General features: G+C 71.5%; 19 protein-coding genes and 1 pseudogene. 7 read left to right on the top strand and 13 right to left on the bottom strand.

Annotated features, from left to right (window positions below; all coding sequences use genetic code 11):
• Positions 1-89: 89 nt before the first annotated feature.
• Together ACFY0T_RS22045 and ACFY0T_RS22040 are read right to left on the bottom strand one after the other, a co-directional pair.
• Positions 90-1685, bottom strand: a complete 1596-nt coding sequence (locus ACFY0T_RS22045; RefSeq protein WP_388873016.1) for an alkaline phosphatase D family protein — start codon at positions 1683-1685, stop codon at positions 90-92.
• A 285-nt stretch (positions 1686-1970) separates the two neighbouring features.
• Positions 1971-3410, bottom strand: coding sequence for a PLP-dependent aminotransferase family protein (locus ACFY0T_RS22040; protein WP_388873013.1), 1440 nt, complete (start codon positions 3408-3410; stop codon positions 1971-1973).
• On the opposite strand from ACFY0T_RS22040, the pseudogene ACFY0T_RS22035 reads away from it, so the two are divergent.
• Positions 3374-4246 (top strand): annotated as a pseudogene (locus ACFY0T_RS22035) (DMT family transporter); the annotation flags it as partial. The gene ACFY0T_RS22040 and the pseudogene ACFY0T_RS22035 sit on opposite strands and share 37 nt — an antisense overlap.
• A gap of 93 nt (positions 4247-4339) precedes the next feature.
• Here ACFY0T_RS22035 and ACFY0T_RS22030 read toward each other — a convergent pair.
• Together ACFY0T_RS22030 and ACFY0T_RS22025 are read right to left on the bottom strand one after the other, a co-directional pair.
• Entirely contained in the window at positions 4340-5170 is an 831-nt protein-coding gene (locus ACFY0T_RS22030) for an alpha/beta fold hydrolase (protein WP_388873010.1), read from the bottom strand.
• Positions 5171-5335: 165 nt separating this feature from the next.
• Positions 5336-5989 carry an NADPH-dependent F420 reductase gene (locus tag ACFY0T_RS22025; protein WP_388873007.1) on the bottom strand — a complete coding sequence of 218 codons (654 nt, stop codon included), beginning with the start codon at positions 5987-5989 and terminating at the stop codon, positions 5336-5338.
• 112 nt (positions 5990-6101) lie between these two features.
• On the opposite strand from ACFY0T_RS22025, the gene ACFY0T_RS22020 reads away from it, so the two are divergent.
• From ACFY0T_RS22020 to ACFY0T_RS22010, 3 genes are all read left to right on the top strand, one after another.
• Positions 6102-6986: an RNA polymerase sigma-70 factor gene (locus ACFY0T_RS22020; RefSeq protein ID WP_388873004.1), complete on the top strand. Its 885-nt coding sequence runs from the start codon at positions 6102-6104 to the stop codon at positions 6984-6986.
• Positions 6987-7268: 282 nt separating this feature from the next.
• Positions 7269-8030, top strand: a complete 762-nt coding sequence (locus tag ACFY0T_RS22015; protein ID WP_388873001.1) for a GntR family transcriptional regulator — start codon at positions 7269-7271, stop codon at positions 8028-8030.
• 74 nt (positions 8031-8104) lie between these two features.
• Entirely contained in the window at positions 8105-8311 is a 207-nt protein-coding gene (locus tag ACFY0T_RS22010) for a hypothetical protein (RefSeq protein ID WP_388872998.1), read from the top strand.
• Here ACFY0T_RS22010 and ACFY0T_RS22005 read toward each other — a convergent pair.
• The 3 genes from ACFY0T_RS22005 to ACFY0T_RS21995 form a co-directional block, all read right to left on the bottom strand.
• Positions 8257-9414, bottom strand: a complete 1158-nt coding sequence (locus ACFY0T_RS22005; RefSeq protein ID WP_388872995.1) for an ROK family transcriptional regulator — start codon at positions 9412-9414, stop codon at positions 8257-8259. The two genes, ACFY0T_RS22010 and ACFY0T_RS22005, sit on opposite strands and share 55 nt — an antisense overlap.
• 97 nt (positions 9415-9511) lie before the next feature.
• Positions 9512-10174: a response regulator gene (locus ACFY0T_RS22000; RefSeq protein WP_388872992.1), complete on the bottom strand. Its 663-nt coding sequence runs from the start codon at positions 10172-10174 to the stop codon at positions 9512-9514.
• 14 nt (positions 10175-10188) lie between these two features.
• Positions 10189-11343, bottom strand: a complete 1155-nt coding sequence (locus tag ACFY0T_RS21995; protein ID WP_388872989.1) for a sensor histidine kinase — start codon at positions 11341-11343, stop codon at positions 10189-10191.
• A 108-nt stretch (positions 11344-11451) separates the two neighbouring features.
• Here ACFY0T_RS21995 and ACFY0T_RS21990 point away from each other — a divergent pair, with 108 nt between their 5' ends.
• From ACFY0T_RS21990 to ACFY0T_RS21980, 3 genes are all read left to right on the top strand, one after another.
• On the top strand, positions 11452-12387 hold the full coding sequence (locus tag ACFY0T_RS21990; RefSeq protein WP_388872987.1) for an ABC transporter ATP-binding protein: 936 nt from the start codon (positions 11452-11454) through the stop codon (positions 12385-12387).
• Positions 12388-12539: 152 nt separating this feature from the next.
• On the top strand, positions 12540-13265 hold the full coding sequence (locus ACFY0T_RS21985; RefSeq protein WP_388872984.1) for an ABC transporter permease: 726 nt from the start codon (positions 12540-12542) through the stop codon (positions 13263-13265).
• Positions 13266-13324: 59 nt separating this feature from the next.
• The gene (locus tag ACFY0T_RS21980) at positions 13325-13768 is read left to right on the top strand and encodes a hypothetical protein (RefSeq protein ID WP_388872981.1); all 444 of its coding nucleotides are present in this window, start codon (positions 13325-13327) and stop codon (positions 13766-13768) included.
• On the opposite strand, the gene mug is transcribed toward ACFY0T_RS21980, so the two are convergent.
• The 6 genes from mug to ACFY0T_RS21950 form a co-directional block, all read right to left on the bottom strand.
• The gene (mug, locus tag ACFY0T_RS21975; RefSeq protein WP_388873434.1) at positions 13746-14321 is read right to left on the bottom strand and encodes a G/U mismatch-specific DNA glycosylase; all 576 of its coding nucleotides are present in this window, start codon (positions 14319-14321) and stop codon (positions 13746-13748) included. The genes ACFY0T_RS21980 and mug overlap by 23 nt on opposite strands.
• Entirely contained in the window at positions 14318-15760 is a 1443-nt protein-coding gene (gene purB, locus ACFY0T_RS21970; protein ID WP_388872978.1) for an adenylosuccinate lyase, read from the bottom strand. The genes mug and purB overlap by 4 nt, the downstream gene beginning before the upstream one ends.
• A gap of 81 nt (positions 15761-15841) precedes the next feature.
• Positions 15842-17077 carry a cytochrome P450 gene (locus tag ACFY0T_RS21965; protein ID WP_388872975.1) on the bottom strand — a complete coding sequence of 412 codons (1236 nt, stop codon included), beginning with the start codon at positions 17075-17077 and terminating at the stop codon, positions 15842-15844.
• A 23-nt stretch (positions 17078-17100) separates the two neighbouring features.
• Positions 17101-18495 carry an NAD(P)/FAD-dependent oxidoreductase gene (locus ACFY0T_RS21960; protein ID WP_388872972.1) on the bottom strand — a complete coding sequence of 465 codons (1395 nt, stop codon included), beginning with the start codon at positions 18493-18495 and terminating at the stop codon, positions 17101-17103.
• Positions 18492-18731 (bottom strand): ferredoxin, encoded by a 240-nt coding sequence (locus tag ACFY0T_RS21955; protein WP_388872969.1) that lies wholly within the window; start codon positions 18729-18731, stop codon positions 18492-18494. Before ACFY0T_RS21955 ends, ACFY0T_RS21960 begins: the two co-directional genes overlap by 4 nt.
• Complete coding sequence (locus ACFY0T_RS21950) at positions 18728-19408, bottom strand: hypothetical protein (protein WP_388872967.1); 681 nt, start codon at positions 19406-19408, stop codon at positions 18728-18730. The genes ACFY0T_RS21955 and ACFY0T_RS21950 overlap by 4 nt, the downstream gene beginning before the upstream one ends.
• Positions 19409-19414: the final 6 nt, after the last annotated feature.

The following is a 19414-nucleotide window of genomic DNA, read 5'->3' as shown; positions in this document are numbered from 1 at the left end:
GATTTTCGAGACAAGCGAACGGGACCGCGCACCGGGGGATGACTCCGGTGCGCGGCCCAACGGTTCGAGGGTACGGGAGCCGGACCGGGTTACTGTCCCACGCGCCCCGGCTGCAGCACCTGCGTGAACAGAACGGTCCCGTCCTGCTCGCGCAGCCGCACCGTCAGCTCGCCGCTGTCGCCATCGATGTCGACCTCGCCGAAGAACTGGTAGCCGCCGGCGGGCGAGACGTTCGCGACGGTCGGCGCCTTCACGAACACCCGCTCCGGACCGAACGTGTTGTCCAGCGCGTTCGCCGGGAAGGCACCTGCGTTGAGCGGGCCGGAGACGAACTCCCAGAACGGCTCGAAGTCGGTGAAGGCGGCCCGCGACGGCTGGTAGTGCTGCGCCGAGGTGTGGTGCACGTCGGCGGTCAGCCAGACGGTGCCGGTGATCTTCCGGTACTTGATGAACCGCAGCAGCTCGGCGATCTGCAGCTCGCGCCCGAGCGGCGCGCCCGGGTCGCCCTGCGCCACGGCCTCGATGTTCGGCTTCCCCTCGGTCGTGTCGGGCACGACCAGGCCGAGCGGCATGTCCGCGGCGATCACCTTCCACACCGCACGCGACCGCGCCAGTTCCCGCTTGAGCCACTCCAGCTGCTCGGCGCCGAGGATGCCCTGCGGGTCGGTGGTCTGGTTGTCGGGCGAGTTGGCGTTGCGGTACGTCCGCATGTCGAGCACGAAGACGTCCAGCAGCGGGCCGTGGCGCATGACCCGGTACACGCGGCCGTCCTCGTCACCCGGCCGCAGCGTCGAGATGGGGAAGTACTCGCTGAACGCGCGACGGGCCCGGGAGGCCAGCACGTCGACGCTCTTCTCGGTGTACCGCGTGTCCGTGGCCGCGATCACCTCGCCCGGGTACCAGTTGTTGCGCACCTCGTGGTCGTCCCACTGGATGATCGACGGCACCTGGGCGTTGAAGCGCTTCAGGTTCTCGTCCAGCAGGTTGTAACGGAAGTTGCCGCGGAACTCGGCCAGCGTCTCGGCGACCTTGGACTTCTCCTCGGTCGTGATGTTCCGCCAGGTGCTGCCGTCGGGGAGCGCGGCGGTCGCCGCGATCGGTCCGTCGGCGTAGACGTTGTCACCGCTGCACAGGAAGAAGTCCGGGTCGAGCTTGGCCATGGCGTCGTAGATCCGGTAGCCGCCGATGTCCGGGTTGATGCCCCAGCCCTGCCCCGCCAGGTCGCCCGACCACAGGAAGCGCACCCCGCCGCGTCGCCCCTCCGGCGTCGTACGGAAAGTGCCGGTCACCGGTTCGCCGGTGCGCCGGGGATCGTCGGGGTCGGCGAGCAGCACGCGGTAGTGGATCTGCTCGCCCGCGGGCAGCCCCCGCAGCCGTGTCGTCCCCGTGAAGTCCGTGTCCGCGCCGAGCAGCGGGCCGTGCCATCTGCGGGGGTTGCGGAAGGACTCGGTCGCCGACGTCTCGACGATCATCCGGGCCGGGCGGTCGGAACGGACCCACACCAGGCCGGAGTCGGCGGTCACGTCTCCTGCCTGGACGCCCCACCCCGCCTTCGGCCGCCCGGAGAGGGCGAGCGCCGGCGCCGCGCCGAGGGCGGTGGGCAGGGCCAGCGCCGCGGATGCGACGAGGGGGCCGCGCAGAATGCTGCGGCGACCGGGGAAGGGGCTTTGCGGACGATGTGACATGAATGCGCCTCCGGGGACGGATTCGGCCAGTGTGCAATGCCACAACTACTGGTGCGCCGCAGCGCACGCGGAAACCACAAGTGAACAACTGACCGCAGGGACAAGGGAACCGGTGTACGACTGGTGTGCGGCCGCGGGACGGCTCAGCCGCGGACCGCGTCCGCCCTCGGCTCCTGGATGGTTCAGCCGCGGACCGCGTCCGTCCTCGACACCTGGGTCGGGTGGTTCAGTCGCGCACCGCTTCCCGTCGTCGGTGTGGGCGCCGTCCCTCGATTCCCGGGCGATTCAGTCGCGCACCGCGTCCGCCATCAGCCGCACCCCCTCGCGGATCCGCGCGGGAGACAGGTGCGCGTACCCCAGCACCAGCCGTATCCCCTCCCCGACCGCCTCCCCGTAGTGGGCCAGCGGACGCACCGCCACCCCGGCCGCGGCGGCCCGTTCCAGGAAGTGGTCCGGTGGCCCGTACCGGTCGGGCAACGCGGCGATGACGTGCAGACCCGCCGCGATTCCGGACACCTCCGTCCCCGGAAAGTGCTCCTCCAGGGCGGACACGAGAGAGTCGCGCCGTTCCCGGTAGTGGCGCTGGCAGCGGCGCAGCTTCCGGTCGTAGTCGCCCTGTTCCACGAAGCGGGCGAGGAGCGCCTGGTCGACGACCGGGTTCCCGAGGTCCATCGTGCGCTTGCGCTCGACGACCTCCTCGGACAGAGCCGCGGGCACGAGCAGCCAACCGAGCCGCAACCCCGGCGCGAGCGACTTGCTGACCGACCCCGTGTAGGCGACATGTTCGGGGTCGAGCCCCTGAAGGGCGCCCACCGGGGCTCGGTCGTAGCGGAAGTCCCCGTCGTAGTCGTCCTCGATCACCAGACCGTCCACCGAGCGGGCCCAGTCGAGGAGTTCCGCGCGGCGCCGCGCCGAGTACGCGATCCCGGACGGGAACTGGTGGGCCGGCGTCGTCACCACCGCGCGGACGCCCGACGCCTCCAGCGGACCGGTGGCCAGCCCTTCCTCGTCCAGGGGCAGCGGTACGGTGCCGATGCCGGCCGAGGCGTACAGCGCACCGTGCTCGGGACTCCCCGGATCCTCGACGCCGACATCGCGCACCCCGCGCGCGTGGAGCACGAATCCGAGCAGTGCCATCGCCTGCGCGACGCCGGAGACCACGAGGATCCGCTCCGGGTCAGCGACCACGCCCCGGCGCCGGGCGAGCAGTTCGGCGAGGGCGGTACGCAGCCGCGGCAGCCCGCGCGGATCCGGGTAGCCCAGCGCGTGGTGCGGAAGTTCGGCCAGCACACCGCGCTGTGCGGCGGCCCACGCGGCGCGCGGGAACAGCGACAGGTCCGGCGTCCCGGGAACGAAGTCGGCCCGTGCTCCGGCAGGGCGTGGGGCGAGGTCTCGTGCGCGGGGGCGAGCTGCCCGGACGGCGCCGCCGACCCAGGTCCCGGCACCCCGGTCACTGCGCAGGTACCCCTCGGCCGTCAACTGCTCGTACGCCTCGGTGATCAGCCCCCGCGACACCCCGAGATCGGCGGCGAGCTCACGGCTGGACGGCAGCCGGGTGCCCGGAGCGAGCCGGCCGGAACGGACCGCCTCGCGCAGCGCCGCCTGCAGCGTGCGGCCACGCGCGCGTGCCGGTGCCGAAGCCGCCGGCAGGAGCAGCTCCCAGGCGGCGGCCCAGGGCGAGGGCTCCGATGACGGGCCGAGCGGATTGGTCCCCGATGACGTCATGGAAGTGGACCTTAAACCGGACCACGCCCGTTCATAGCGTCACCGTCATGAACGCCACCACCACCCGCGGCGCGCTGCTCGCCGCCCTCGCCTGCGTCCTCGTCGGAGGCTCCTTCACCGCCAACAGTCTCCTGGGCCACTACCCGTACGCGGGCGGCCAGTTCCTGCGCTACGGCCTCGCCTGTGTGCTGCTTCTGCCCCTGGTCGGCCGCGGTGGTGCGGCGCCGCTGCGGCGGCTCGCGGCGCGCCAGTGGGGCCGCCTCGCGCTGCTCGCGGCCGTCGGCATGGTCGGCTTCAACCTCGCGGTGATCGCTGCCGAACGCACGGCGGAACCGGCGGTTCCTGGCGTTTTCGTGGGCTGCGCCCCGGTGGTCGTGGCCGTTGTCGTGCCCCTTCAGGACGGCCGTCGTCCACAACGCCGCGTCCTGTACGGGGCGTTGCTCGTCGCGCTGGGCGCTTTCACCGTCCAGGGGTGGGGTCGTACGGACGCCGCCGGGCTCGCGTACTCCGTGTGCGCGCTGGCCGGAGAGGTCGGCTTCGCGGTCCTGGCCGTGCCCGTCCTGCGGCCGCTCGGGCCGCGGCTGCTGTCGGCCACGGTCTGTGGGATCGCCGCGGTCGAGTCGGCGGTGACCGGGGTGCTCACCGGTGGTGCGGCATGGCTGCGGATGCCGGACGCCACCGAGGCCGCCGCGCTGCTCTGGCAGGCGGCGGTCGTCACGGTCGTCGGCTTCGTGTGCTGGTACATGGGCATGCAGCGCATCGGCGCGGAGCGCGCCACGCTCTTCTCCGGGCTCATCCCCGTCGCGGCCGCCTGCACCGCGCCGCTCGTCGGCACGGGCGCGTACGGCGCCGCGCAGGCCGTGGGGAGTGCCCTGGTCGGCACGGGAGTCGCCCTTGGATCCGGTGCGTTGGGCCTCGTGGCGCGCCGCTCAGCGGCTGCCGTCGAGGATGACGCGGGCGACGAGCGCCGGATCGTCGTTCATCGGGACGTGCCCACAGCCGGGCAGCCGCACCAGCCGCGCCTGGGGAATGATGTGCTTGGCGCGGATCCCCTGGCGGCGCACCAGCAGCCGGTCGCGGGTGCCCCAGGCCACGGTGACGGGAAGCCCGGGGAGGTCGTCCGTGAACTGGACGGTGGTGCCCGCCCGGAGGGTCTCGGTGAATGCCTCGGCGTGGGCCAGCGCAAGGGTCTCGGCGACGACGGCCTCGGGTGAACGGCGGGCCGGGCGTGCGTAGATGGTGCTCGTCAGCACTGTCCGCCCGGCTGCCGAGCGCGAGAGCCGCTCGACCACCGGGAGTGGCAGTTGCCGCGCGGCCTGCCGCATGGCGATCAGCACTCCGAAGGCGTACCGCCGCTCGACCGGCGACCAGAAACCGGCCGGGGAGAGCGCCGTGACGGACCGTACGAGCTTCTCGCGGCCCAGCTCCAGGGCGAGCAGCCCGCCCAGGGAGTTGCCCGCCACGTGCGGCCGTTCGATCTCCAGCGCCTCGCACAGCGCGCCGAGCGCGGGCACCACCGTTGACAGGTCGTGCCGGAGTCCGTCGGGCAGCGCCGGTGACTCGCCGAACCCGGGGAGGTCGACGGCGATGACGTCGCGCTCGGCCGCCAGGATGTGGATGACCGGGTCCCAGGCCTGCCGATGGTGACCGATGCCGTGCAGCAGGAGCAGCGGTTCACCGGTGCCCACGCGCGCGTAGGACATGGTCACGGTCCTCGGGCCGCGCGAAGAGGGGAGGCTGAAGGAGACCGTGGCGGACATGGGGCTGCTCCTCGTCTGGGACACGCTGACGGACAGTCTTGTAGACAGCTTGTCAGCAACTGCTACCGACGGGTAGCCCCCGGCGGAAGACGGGGGCTTTCGGCTTCGGGATCCACGCGCGCGTGCGGGTTACATGCCGCCGTGCTCCACGCGCGTGTGCGTCCCTCAACGCGCCCTGCGCACCTCCACATTGAATTCCGGGTGCCCGATGCCCTGGAACAGAGTCAGCCACAGGGGCAGATACATCTCCGTGGCCCGCGCCGTCCGGATGCCGCCCAGATCGATCACGCGGTGCGGAGGCCAGCCGAACTCGCCGAGGAGCGCCGTCACCTGTTCCTTGGCGCTCTGGTCCTCCCCGGAGACGAAGATCTGGTGCTCGCCCGGCACCAACGAGGGGTCGACCATCAGATGGCAGTTGACGGTGTTGAGGCTCTTCACCACGCGCGCGTGCGGGAAGGAGCGCTGAATCTGCTCGCCCACGCTGTCCGACTCGACGGGGGACAGGCGCACCTGACCCTCCTCGAACGCGATGGGATTGGAGACGTCGAGGACGACCTTGCCGTTCAGATTGTCCTCCCCAGCCGTCTGCAGCACGGTGAGGGCCACCCGCCCGCCCACCGCGTTCACGACCACCTCACCGAACGCGGCCGCCTCCGCGAACGTGCCATGGCCCGCCCCCGGCCCCGCGCTGTCGGCCCACTCCACAGCGGCCGGGTTGTCCTTCGTGCGCGAACCCAACGACACCTCGTGACCCAGTTCGACCAGCTTGCCGCCGAGGGTGCGCCCCACTTCGCCCGTGCCCAGAACCGCGTACCGCATCGTCACTCCTCCAGTGTCGAGGCCGCGGGCCACCGGTGGCCCGCGGTCATTCTGCTCCGGTGGGCACCGATTCCGCCTGGACACGACGAGATGTGTCGGGTGGGATGGAACGGTGGCAATCGACACCGCGACCGATGTCTTCCAAGAACACCGGCCCGTCCTGATGGGCGTCGCCTACCGCATGCTGGGTCGGGTGGCCGACGCGGAGGACGTGGTTCAGGAGGCGTGGCTGCGCTGGTCCGGCGCCGACCGGACCGAGGTGCGCGAGCCGCGTGGCTACCTGGTCCGCGTCACCACCCGCCTCGCCATCGACCGGCTCCGCCAGGTGCAGTCGCGCAACGAGGCGTACGTCGGACCGTGGCTCCCCGAGCCTTATGTCACTGACTTCGGAGACACCGTCCCCGACACGGCGGAGCGGGCCGTGCTGGCCGACTCCGTCTCGCTCGCCGTCCTCGTCGTCCTGGAGTCGCTGTCGCCCCTGGAGCGCGCGGTGTTCGTCCTCAGGGAGGCGTTCGGCTACCCGTACGCGGACATCGCCGCCATCCTCGACCGCGGCGAGTCCGCGGTGCGCCAACTCGCCGGACGGGCGCGCAAGCACGTCGACGAACGGCGGCCGCGCTACGAGGTCGACCTGGTCGAACGCCGGGATCTGACCGAGCGGTTCCTCGCCGCGGCGGCCGGGGGCGATCTGGAAGGGCTCATGGCCATGCTGGCCCCGGACGTCCGTCTGGTGGGCGACAGCGGAGGACTCTCCCAGGCTCCTCTGCGGGTCATCGAGTCCGCCGAGAAGGTGGGGCGCTTCCTCCAGGGGGCGGCCCGCAAGGGTGTCCCGGATCTGTCGTTCCGCTTCCTGGAGATCAACGGCGGCGCCGCACTCCTGCTGCTGTCCGGCGACAAGCCCGACAGCGTCTTCCAACTGGACGTCGTGGACGGCCGGATCCAGTGCATCTACATCGTGCGCAACCCGGAGAAATTGCTGTCCCTCGCCACCGAATAGCCGCGTCGACCCGCAGCGACCACGCCGGCCGCTCCGGTCCCCGTACGACGCCGAAAGCCCCCGTCTTCTGGACGGGGGCTTTCGGCGTCGTGACACGAACATCGCCCAGCACGAACGCCCTGTGAACGCTCTGCGGCAACGCGCCTGTGCAATCCGTAAGGGATCGAGGATTGGTCTTGACCAAGGGTAGGGGCGGCCCTATGGTCGCAGGGATAGTGCAAGAACCTTTAATAAACAAGGGCGCTAAAACGCCGTTGGGCCACGGCGATTGCGGAGGACAGGGTGGGGACCACGCAGCTGGAATCGGTGCCGGAGCCTAAGTACTGGCATCTCAAGACCGTGCTCAGTGAGGCACTGGACTCCGAGTTCTCCGTGGGCGAGATCCTGCCCAACGAGCGCGACCTGGCGGCCCGGTTCGGCGTCGCCCGAGCCACGCTGCGCCAGGCTCTCGAACAGCTCGAACTGGAAGGACGGCTGCAGCGCCGCCGTGGAGTGGGCACCACCGTCGCTCCGCCGCGCGTGGGCGTGGCCGTCGGATCCGAGCAGCACGTGTGGCCGGGCGCGGTCGGCGACGCCTGGCAGCCCACGGACTGCACGGCGGCGGTCCCGCCCGCGTCGGTGGCCGACATCCTGGACAGCGTCCACGGCGAGCAGGTGCACACCGTGCGCCGCTCCCGCGTGACCCATGGCCAGCCGGTCGCCGCCGAGCTGCTCTACATCCCGGCGTCCTCGGTGCCCGACCTCTCCGCGATCGACGCGCCTTCGGGTGCGGCACGCGCGCGTGCCGTGCTGCGCGAGCTGCAGCGCCTGGAGCTGGAGGGCCAGGACCGTGCCGTGGAGCTCGGCTCGGCCCGCGCGGACGACGCCAAGGAACTCGACCGGCTTCCCGGAGCGCCCGTCCTCGTCGTCACGACCCGCTTCTTCGCCGAGGGGCGCACCGCGGCGGTCTCCGTGGCCACGTACCGAGCCGACACCTGCCGGCTGACCTTCGGCGACTCCGGCGGCGTGGAGATCCACCACGACCCAGAGCGTCGCGCTTCCTGAGCCGTACGCTCGCTGAAGCCGTACAGGAGACGCTCGCTGACGTCGTACGCGAGACGCCTGCTGAAGCTGCACGCGTGACGCCCGCTGACGTCGTACGCGACGCGCTCGCCGAGGCCGTACGTGAGACGCTCGCGAAGCTGTGGGCCACGCCTTCCGTCGAACCGCATCCGTCGCGCCCCGGCAAGCTCCGGGGCGCGACGTTTCTTCTCGTCGCGGTCCGTCCCGCTCAGCGGCGCGCCGTGACGGTCCCCTCCACCGCGAACAGCTGCCCCTCCACGTGATCGAGAGCCAGCCGCAGCGCTCCGGTCGCCACCGCCGCCTCGCCCAGAAGCGAGAGGGTCACCTTGGGCGGCCGCAGACAGTAGCGCGCCAACTCGCGCCGCAGCGGCTCCAGTACGCCGTCCAGGCCGGCCGCCCAGCCGCCGATGACGACCAGCTCGGGGTCGAGGGCGAGGACGAGCGCCGCGACATCGTGCACGAGGCGCTGGATGAAGCGGTCGACCGCCGCACGAGCCCGTTGGTCGCCGTTCCGGGCGAGCGCGAACACCTCGGCGACCGCCTGCTCGTCCAGCGGGTGCAGCGGCTCGTCCGTGGTGGAGAGCAGCGTCTCGGGAGTGACCTCGCGGCCCAGCAGATGCAGCGCGCCGATCTCCCCGGCCGCGCCCCCGAACCCCCGGTGCAGCCGCCCGCCGATCAGCGAACCGGCGCCCGGGCTCAGCCCCGCCAGCACGAACACGACGTCGTCGGACTCCGTGGCCGCGCCCTTCCAGTGCTCGGCGACCGCCGCCGCGTTGGCGTCGTTCTCGACCAGCACCGGGCACTTGAAGGAACGACTCAGCCGCTCACCGAGGCGCAGGCCCGTCCACTCCGGCAGCGCCGTGCCCAGCCGCACGGTGCCGTCCGCCTCCACGATCCCGGGGCTGCCCACGCCGACCGCCCGCAGGGAGCTGCGCGCGACACCCGCGCGGCGCAGCAGCTCGGCGACCGCCACCCGCAGCCGCTCGAGCCGCTCGTCCGCCGAAGCGCTCTCGTCCACGTCCTTGGCCATCGCGCCCAGCACGCGGCCATCCAGATCCGCGAGCAGCGCGGCGACGCGGTGCGGGCCGATCTCCAGGCCCAGCAGATGGCCCGCCTCGGCCCGGAACCGGAACCTGCGTGCCGGCCGCCCCTGCCGCCGGGCAGCGCCCTCCTCGGCGGCTTTCTCGACGACGAGCCCGTTCTCGATCAGCCCCTCGACGACGCCCTCGACCGTGGGCCGGGACAGGCCCGTCACCCGGGTGATCTCGGTGAGGGTCGCGCAGTCCGTAGCACGCAGCGCGTGCAGCACCACCGCGGAATTGATCCTTCGCAGCAGAGAGGGGTCCCCGCCGGTCAACCGCCCCAACGTCCGTCCTCCCAGCTCGCGCGTGTTGGCCGGATCGTACTCGGCGCGGCGGACCCCGGCGAGGGCAGGGACCCTCTTCGCTACCGACGAGTCGGAATCAGCCGGGCGCCACGAACCCCGACTCGTACGCCGCGATGACCGCTTGCGTACGATCCCTGGCCCCCAGCTTCGCCAGTACGGCGCTGACGTGGGACTTCACCGTCTCGGTCCCGACGATCAGCCGCGCGGCGATCTCCGCGTTCGACAGTCCCCGCGCCATCAGCCGCAGCACCTCCGCCTCCCGCTCGGTCAGCGCGGCCCGCTCCATGGCCGCCCGCGCCGCCGGATTCCCGCCGCCGTCCCCGTACTCGGCGGCCAACTGCCGCACGGAGGCCGGAAACAGCAGCGACTCTCCCTCGGCGACCAGCCGGACCGCGTGCACGATCTCGGCGGGCCGCGCCCGCTTCAGCAGAAAGCCGTCGGCACCCGCGCGCAGCGCCTCGTAGACGTACTCGTCGTTCTCGAACGTCGTCACCACGAGGATCTTCGGCGGGTCACTCACGGTGCGCAGCACCGCGCGCGTGGCCTCGATTCCGTCCAGGAGGGGCATGCGGACGTCCATGGCGACCACGTCGGGCCGCAGCTGCCGCACCAGCGGGATCACCGCGGCTCCGTCGGCCGCCTCCCCGACGACTTCGATGTCGGGCTGGGCCTCCAGGACGGCGCGCAGACCCGCGCGTACGAGGGGTTCGTCGTCGACGAGGAGAACGGTGACCGGCATCCGGCCAGCGTAGATCAGCGCAACGGCAGCTCTACATGCACCTGCCAGTCACCCTCGACCGGGCCCGTCCGCGCGCGGCCGCCGAGCAGCGCGGCACGCTCCCGTATGCCGCGCAGACCGCTGCCCCGGCCGGGTCCCGATATGTCGGCCGTCAGCGGATTGCGGACCTCCAGACCGAGCGTGCCGTCCGCGACCTCGATGCGGACCCGGACGGGGACGCTCCCGGCGTGCCGCAGCACATTGGTGAGGGACTCCTGGAGGATGCGGTAGCCCTCGCGGGACACCGGCCCCGGCACGGTCTCCACCGGGCCCGTCACCTCGGCGTCGACCTTGGCTCCGGAGGTGCGCGCCGACTCCAGGAGCCGGTCGGCCTCGGTCAGCGTCGGGCGGCTGCTCGCGGGGCGCTCCGCCTCGCGCAGCACGCCCAGCACCCGCTCCAGGTCCTCCAGCGCGGCCCGACCGGTGTCCTCGATGGCGCTCAGAGCGCGGTCGGTGAACGCCGGGTCCGCGGCCGCCCGCGCAGCGCCCGCCTGCACCACCGCGACGGTCAGCGCGTGGCCGATGGAGTCGTGGAGCTCCCGGGCGATGCGGTTGCGCTCCAGGAGCTGTTCGGTGCGCTCCTCCAGGGCGGCGAGCCGCTCGGTGGGGGAGGGACCGAGGAGACGGCGCGCGAGTGCCGTGATCAGCTCGCCGAGGCCGACCACCGAGCCGTACAGGGCGAGCAGCGGCAGCGGAACGAGCAGCGCGTAGACCCACTGCGGAAGCGCCACCGTGATGACCGGCGTGTGGATCGGTTCCGCGTCGGACGCGGCCTTGACCAGGAGGACGGCTGCCGCGGGCAACCAGATGGTGATCGGGCCCGCCACCCAGCCCAAGGCCATCCGTACTTCCAGCCACAGCACGGTCCGCCAGCGGTCCCGCCATGTGGTCGAAGGCGAGATCGAGAACGCCGCGTCCCCGTCGCCCCGCGCCAGCATGAACCGTGCCTGCACACCTTCGCCCCGGCGCACGGCCGGGACCAGCCCCAGCGGAACCAGCAGCACCGCGGGCACCCACGGCTTCGACATGTCGACGAACAGCCACACACTTTCGAACAGCATCGGCACCCACAGGTGCAGCCAGCGTGTGTACGTCGTCCCCCGGACCAGCGGGTGCAGAAAGCGGGCCATTGCGTCATCGTGCCAGGCGGCACTGACAACGGGCCTCCCCCGAGCGGGGGAGACGATCTCCACCGGCGGGGGAGGTGACGACCGGTCAGCAGCGGCCACGCTGGGGCCATGACCAGCATCGACGTCCAAGACCTGACCAAGGAGTACGGCAGCAAGCGCGCCGTGGACCACCTCACCTTCAGCATCCTCCCCGGCCGCGTCACCGGATTCCTCGGCCCCAACGGCGCCGGAAAGTCCACCACCATGCGGCTCGTGCTGGGCCTGGACCGGCCCACGTCCGGCACCGCCACCGTCGGCGGCCGCGCCTACGCCACCCTCCACGAGCCTCTTCGCCAGGTGGGCGCCCTGCTCGACGCGGGGGCCGCGCACGGTTCGCGGACCGCCCGCGATCATCTGCGGGCGCTCGCCGCGAGCAATCGCCTCCCCGAACGGCGCGTGGACGAGGTACTGGAGGAGGCGGGGCTCGCGTCCGTCGCACGGCGCCGGGTGAAGACGTACTCCTTGGGCATGCGCCAGCGCCTGGGCATCGCGGCCGCGCTCCTCGGCGACCCGCCCGTGGTGCTGCTCGACGAACCGTCGAACGGCCTGGATCCCGAAGGGATCATCTGGATCCGGGAGTTGCTGCGCCGACTGGCCCGCGAGGGACGCACCGTCCTCGTCTCCAGCCACCTCATGAACGAGACCGCGTCCTTCGCCGACCACCTCGTCGTCCTCGGCCGGGGCCGGCTCCTTGCCGACATGCCCATGCGGGAGTTCATCCACGCGCGCGTGCAGCCCCGCGTACGGGTGCGTACCACCGACGGCGGCGCGCTGAGCGCCCTGCTCGCGCGACACGGTATCGAGGCCGTGGAGGGCGAGGACGGACGCTGGACAGCCCTCGACGCGCGCGTGGAGGACATCGGGCGCCTCACATCCGACGCGGGTCTGCCGATCCTCGAACTCGCGGCGGAGGAAGGCACGTTGGAACAGGCCTACCTGGATCTGACCGCAACCGAGACCGAGTTCGCCGCCACACCGACCCCGACGCAGCCTCAGGAGGCCTGACCATGACAGGCACAGCCTCAAGTCGCCCACCCAAGACGGCCGCAGCCTCGACGGGCCCAGCCATGACAGACGCAGCCTCGACGGGCCCAGCCAAGGCGGACGCAGCCTCAAGAGGCCTGACCAGGACGGACGCAGCCCAAGGGGGGCCCACGGTGACCTTCGGACCCGTACTCCGCGCGGAGTGGATCAAGATCCGTACGCTGCGGTCGCTCGTCTGGGGGCTGCTCGCCGTCCTCCTCGCCACCACGGCCTTCTCCGCGCTCGCCGGGCTCGACGACTCCGCGGACCCGGACTTCGACCCGCTGTTCTCGGCGTTCTTCGGTGTCAGCTTCGGACAGATCGCGGCGATCACCTTCGGCGCACAGGCGGTCTCGGCCGAGTTCCAGAGCGGTGCCCTGCGCGTCTCGCTCGCCGCGGTCCCCGACCGCGTGCGGTGGTTCCTGGCCAAGGCGGTGGCCATCGGCGGACCGGCACTGGTGGTCGGCCTGGTCACCGGAGGCGTCAGCCTGGTCGTGGGCAAGGCGGTGCTCGGGACCAGGGCGAGCGGGCTGACCTGGGGTGAGGAGCTGAGTGCCGTGGTCGGCTGCGGGATCTATCTGATGCTGATGGCCCTGCTCGCGGCGGGACTCGCGGCCGTCCTGCGCAGCGGAGTCGCCACCTTGAGCATGCTGATCCCGTTCCTGCTGATCGTCTCCTTCGTCGTCGGGTCGGCAGCGGGCACCGTGGCCGACTTCCTGCCGGACAAGGCCGGTCAGGTGGTGCTCCACCAGACATGGGACGGCACCCTCGGGCCGTGGACGGGTCTCGCCGTGACCGCTGCCTGGGCGGCGGCAGCCCTGACGGCCGGCGCCTGGAGCCTGCGGCGTCGCGACGCCTGACGCCCTGACGCTCCCTGACGGCACACCAATTGTCAGTGGCAGCCGCTTTACTGGATCTCATGACCAGCGCGCTGCACCTCGCCACGATCGTGCGGCTGTGCACCGAGGACTTCCCCACGGAGCACAGCCGCTCTGACGCCGGCCCCGGGGGACCCGGTTACCACATCGCCGAGTTAGCGACGAGCGAGGAATTCTGGGAGGACGACGGCACGGCCCGAGAGGAGACGGAGGAGCAGTACGAGGCCGATCGGGACGGTCTCTCGGAGCTGCTCACCCACCGCTGGGGGCGCCCCCAGATCTTCAGTCTGGCGAGCGTGTTCGACCGGTCGATGGACGGCGAGGACATACCCGAACCGTGGGGCATCCTCAGCTCTCATGTGCCGGACGTGCACCTCTGGAAGGCGGACGGGCACGACCGCTGGGTCGCCCTCGGTGTCTCGCAGTGGGACAAGGAACTGCCGTTCCAGCTGCTGGCCGTGGTCACGGAGATAGACCCGCCGTGACCCGCTGACCCTCGGCGGCAGCCGCCCGCAGCCGCGCGTACTCCTCGGCCATCGTCGCCGCCGTCCAATGGGCGTTGAGCCCACTGGGGTTGGGCAGCGCCCACACTCGGCTGGCCCCGATCATCCGCTCCTGCGGACCGACTTGGGCCTTGCGGTCGCCGAACGCCGCCCGGTATGCGGTCACGCCCACCACCGCCAGCCAGCCCGGCCGCAGCCGCTCCACCTTCTCGCCGAGCAGCCGCCCTCCCTCGCGGTACTCCTCGGCGCTGAGCTCGTCGGCCCGAGCGGTCGCGCGCGCCACCACGTTCGTGATGCCGAGCCCGTACGAGAGCAACTCGTCCTGCTCGGACGGCTTCATGAGCCGGGGGGTGAACCCGGAGAGATGCAGCACCGGCCAGAAGCGGTTGCCGGGGCGGGCGAAGTGGTGGCCCGTCGCGGCCGTCATCAAACCTGGGTTGATGCCGCAGAAAAGCACCGAGAGGCCGTCCGCGACGACATCCGGCACGAGCCGGTCGCGGGCGGCCTCCAGGTCCGCGGGAGTGAGCCGCGTCAGAGGATCGCCCCCGGCGTGTAGCCCGCGGCCTCCGGGTGCTGCTTCACGATCTCCTCGATGCGGCCCACGACGACGGCGACCTGGTCGGCGGCAGCACCCGTGAAGGACAGCTTGTCGGCCATCAGCTCGCCGAGCTGGGCGCGGTTCAGCGGGATGCGCTCGTCCGCGGCGAGCTTGTCGAGCAGCTCGTTGCGCTCGGCACCCTGCTCGCGCATGGCGAGCGCGGAGGAGACGGCGTTCTCCTTGATGGCCTCGTGCGCGACCTCGCGGCCGACACCCGCGCGCACCGCGCCCATCAGGACCTTCGTCGTCGCGAGGAACGGCAGGTACCGATCCAGCTCGCGCGCGACGACGGCCGGGAAGGCACCGAACTCGTCGAGCACGGTCAGGAACGTCTCCAGCAGGCCGTCGAGCGCGAAGAACGCGTCGGGCAGCGCGACCCGGCGCACCACCGAGCAGGACACGTCGCCCTCGTTCCACTGGTCGCCCGCCAGCTCGCCGGTCATCGACGCGTAGCCGCGCAGGATGACCATCAGGCCGTTGACACGCTCGCAAGAGCGGGTGTTCATCTTGTGCGGCATCGCGGAGGAGCCGACCTGGCCCGGCTTGAAGCCCTCGGTCACCAGCTCGTGCCCGGCCATCAGCCGGATCGTCTTGGCCAGCGAGGACGGGGCGGCCGCCAGCTGCACCAGCGACGTCACGACCTCGTAGTCGAGCGAGCGCGGGTAGACCTGGCCGACGGAGGTGAAGGCCTGCGAGAAGCCGAGGTGCTGCGCGATCCGCTGCTCCAGCTCCGCGAGCTTCGCCGCGTCCCCGCCGAGCAGGTCCAGCATGTCCTGCGCCGTGCCCACCGGGCCCTTGATGCCGCGCAGCGGGTAGCGGCCGAGCAGCTCCTCGACCCGGCCGTACGCGACGAGTAGCTCGTCGGCGGCGGTCGCGAAGCGCTTGCCGAGGGTGGTGGCCTGGGCGGCCACGTTGTGCGAGCGGCCGGCCATGACCAGCTCGGCGTACTCGCCCGCGAGCTTGCCGAGGCGCGCCAGGACGGCGACCGTACGGTCGCGCATCAGTTCCAGCGAGAGCCGGATCTGCAGCTGCTCGACGTTCTCGGTGAGGTCCCGGGACGTCATGCCCTTGTGCACGTGCTCGTGCCCGGCGAGGTCGTTGAACTCCTCGATCCGTGCCTTCACGTCGTGACGCGTGATCTTCTCGCGCTCGGCGATCGAGGCGAGGTCGACCTGGTCGAGGACGCGCTCGTAGTCGGCGATGGCGGCGTCCGGCACCTCGATCCCGAGGTCCTTCTGGGCCCGCAGCACGGCGAGCCAGAGCTGACGCTCCAGCTTCACCTTCTGCTCGGGGGACCAGAGCGTGGCGAGCTCGGTGGAGGCGTAGCGTCCGGCGAGGACGTTGGGGATACGGGGCTTTGCGGGCGCGGCAGTCACGTGTAGGGAGTTTACCCGGCGTCCGGTGGGGCTCCGGTACGTCCCTACAGTTCAGAGGCCCCAGGCCAGTCTGGTGAACCTCTAAGGACGGATGCCGTCGCAGGCGATCGGCAGATGGCGCGGGCCGCGAAGCACCGCGTTCTGCCGGTAGGGCGGCGGGTCCTCCAGCAGTCGCGGGTTCTCCAGCCGGCGGGCCAGCTCGCTCAGTGCGAGTTGCGCCTCCAGCCGGGCCAGCGGGGCGCCGAAGCAGCCGTGGATGCCGCTGCCGAAGCCGAGGTGCTGGATGTCCCCGCGGTCCGGGTCGAAGCGATCCGGGTGCGCGAAGCGGTCGGGGTCGCGGTTGCCCGATGCCAGCACCAGCCACAGCGACGCGCCCTTGGGGATGGTGACGCCGCGGACCTCGATGTCGGCGAGGGTGCTGCGCTGCGGCACCACCTGCACCGGTGGCTCGAAGCGCAGCAACTCCTCGACGATGGGGACGGACAGCTTCGGGTCCTCGCGCAGCCGTTGGAGGATGTCGGGGTTGCGCAGCAGGGTCAGCATGCCGTTGGTGATGAGGTTGACCGTTGTCTCGTGACCGGCGATCAACAGGAGCGCCGCGGTGCTCAGGAGTTCCATCGTCGTCATCGCACCGTCCGGCCCGTGCGAGGTGGCCAGCTCCGACAACATGTCGTCGCCGGGCTTCTTGCGGCGTTCCTCGATGAGCCCGGCCAGATACATGCCCAGCTCCGTGCGGGCATTGTGGATGACCTTGTTGCGCTCCTCGGGATCGGCGTCCGGGGCGGGGTCCAGGCCGGCGGCGATGGTGTCCGCCCAGGTGTGGAAGCGCGCCTCGTCCTCGCGCGGCACTCCCAGCAGTCGGCAGATCACGGTCACCGGGAAGGGATAGGAGAACTGGTCGACCAGATCGATCCGATCCGGGGCGTCGATACCGTCGATGAGCCCGGAGACGATGTCTTTCAGCTCGTCGTGCATGTCGTAGATGCGCCGAGGGGAGTGCGGCGGGCCGAAGGGCCGGTTCGTCATACGCCGCAGCCGGTCGTGCTCCGGAGGGTCGAGCCGCAGGAAGCTCGGCGGCAGCGCCGTCTCCTCCTGTTGCTCGGCGGCCAGCGGATCGGCCGCCGACGACTTGAGATTGCGGGCGTCGGAGGTGACCCGCGGATCGTGCAGAAGGCTCTGGATGTCGTGGTACTTGCTGATGACGTACGGCCCGTCGGCCTCGTGGTAAACCGGCGTCTTGCGGAGCTCCTCGTACAGCGGATACGGATTGGCACGGTTGGCGTGGTCGAGAATCTGTCGCAGGATGGCTTGCGTCATGGGGCGTCCTCGTGAGCGTGGGATCAGTGCCTGGCGGGGGTGAACGTCATCCGCCGGTCGGCCGGCGAATATCCGCTGAGGGTGACGGTCGGGCCATGCGTGGGCACTGACGGGTCGGGGAAGTCCGCGTCCATCGGGTGCTGTCCGTCGGGGCGGCGGTCCACGGTGGGATAGGGCGGGGGGAACGGCGCCGTGGTCTCGATCTGCTGCTGGTAGAACTGCAGCCACTTCGACTGGTCGAAGGTGACGGCGCCGATGACGCGCCCCTGATACCCGTACACGCCGGTGAATCTGTGCTCGCCGAGGGCGCCCTGGGCGATGAGGATCTCCGTCCCCATCGACGGCACCCCGACGGACTTGATGTTCACACCGAACTGGGAGGACCAGAACGCGGGCACCCAGATGTGCGGGCGGCGGTCCGCGCTCTCACTCATCATGTTGTGCGCCGCGATCTCGGCCTGGGCGACGGCGTTGCCCCAGTGCTCCAGGGACAGGAACTGGTATCCGAACAGCGGATGCGGGGAGCGCGCGACGTCGCCGGCCACGAAGATGTCGTCGGTCACGATGCCCCGGATGTCGAAGGCCCGGCAGCCGGCGTCACAGGCGATGCCACGGGGTCCCGCGCCGAGTCCGGATCCGGAGAGCCATTCGGTGTTGCGCGTGGCACCGAGGGAGACGACCACCACGTCGGCCTCGACGGTGTTCCCGTCGGAGAGATGGGCCGCGCGGACGTGATGGGCGGAGTCGCCCTCCAGACTGGTCACCATGACGCCGCAGCGCAGGTCGACGCCGTGCTCGCGGTGCAGCTCGGCCGCGACCTCGCCGATGACTCCGCCGAGTGCTCCGACCAGGGGGGCGGCGCCCCGTTCGGCCACGGTGACCGCGATCCCGCGTTCCCTGCAGGCGGAGGCGATCTCCGAGCCGGTGAACCCGGCGCCGATCACCAGCACGCGGCGGGGCCCCTGCGCGAGCGAGCGCTCCAGCGCGTCAGCGTCGTCGCGGGTCCGCAGGACGAACACGCCGTCGAGCTCCGCCTCGTCCTCACGCGGCCACGGTCTCGCCCGTACGCCGGTGGCGATGAGCAGCCGGTCGTACTCCACCTCGTCGCCGTCGGCCAGCCGTACCCGCCTGGCCGCCATGTCGAGGCCGGTGGCCGGGACCCCGAGGCGCCACTGCGCGTCGATCGCCCGGCGCCGGGGAAGGAGGGTGCGGTCCACCGTCGTTTTGCCCAGCAGGACCTGCTTGGACAGCGGGGGGCGGTCGTAGGGTTCGTACGGCTCGTCGCCGATCATCGTGAGTGAGCCGGTGAACCCCTCCTCGCGCAAGGTCTCCGCGCCCCGCAGCCCCGCCAGTGAGGCGCCGACGACGACGATGCGTCCTTCGCGCTTGAGCCAGTCCAGGGATCCGTCACCGCTCACCGCGCGCCTCCCGGTTGGGGCCGGGGGCCGGGGGCCACGGCCACGGCGTCCGCGTCCACCAGGATGGCCTGGACGGGGCACGCGGCGACGGCTCGCTCCACTTCCTCGCGCCGTTCGTCCTCGGCCTGCGGGTCGTAGAGCAGAGCCTCCTCACCGTGCATCGCGAAAACGTCGGGAGCGAGGAACGCGCATTGCGCGTATCCCTGGCAGCGGTTGAGATCGACGACAAGTCTCACCGAGGATCAGCCTTTCCGTAGCCCCTTCTTGCCCCCTCTTGCTCAGCATGCACGCGAGGGCGCGAAGCCGCTCGCCGGGGACTGGCGCGGAGGATGTGCACGCTGACGACCAGCGCCCAGGCCGGGAAGACCAGCTCGGACCAGGGCACTCCGGACCCCACGACGAGCAGGACGAGGCCCGCGAGGTACCCGAAGACGGCAAGCGGCCGTGGGAAGACGCCCAGGCGGTGCCCGATGGTCGAGGTCGTGAGGACGAACACGGCCGCCATACGGAGCGCGTACGTCGTCATCAACGTGTACGCGAAGTGGCGGCCGAAGCCCGAGGGCTGAGTCTCGCTCAGCACGGTGCCCGCCGCGGCGCCGGCCCCGAACAGGGTGGCGACGAAGACCAGGCCACTGCCCAGGAACACGGTGGCGATGAATCTGTCCTCGGCGTCGCCGACCATTGCGCGCAGGGAACCCATGAACCACAGGAAGAAGATCCCCGCGAACGGGAGCATCTCCACGGCCACCCGCACGGCCCACCGCTCGTCCGGATCGACCGCCGCGTCGGCGGGGTTCCCCGAGGGCACCGCGATCCGTACCAGCACGATGGCCGCCGCCGTCAGTACCGCGAACACCGCCCCTGCCAGACCGGCGGCCCGCGGCGTCCGCAGCCTCTCGTCGTTCGGCTCCATCGACGC

It is taken from the genome of Streptomyces sp. NPDC001530 (assembly GCF_042894545.1).
Lineage (GTDB): Bacteria > Actinomycetota > Actinomycetes > Streptomycetales > Streptomycetaceae > Streptomyces.
This window is presented reverse-complemented; position numbering and strand designations above follow the sequence as displayed.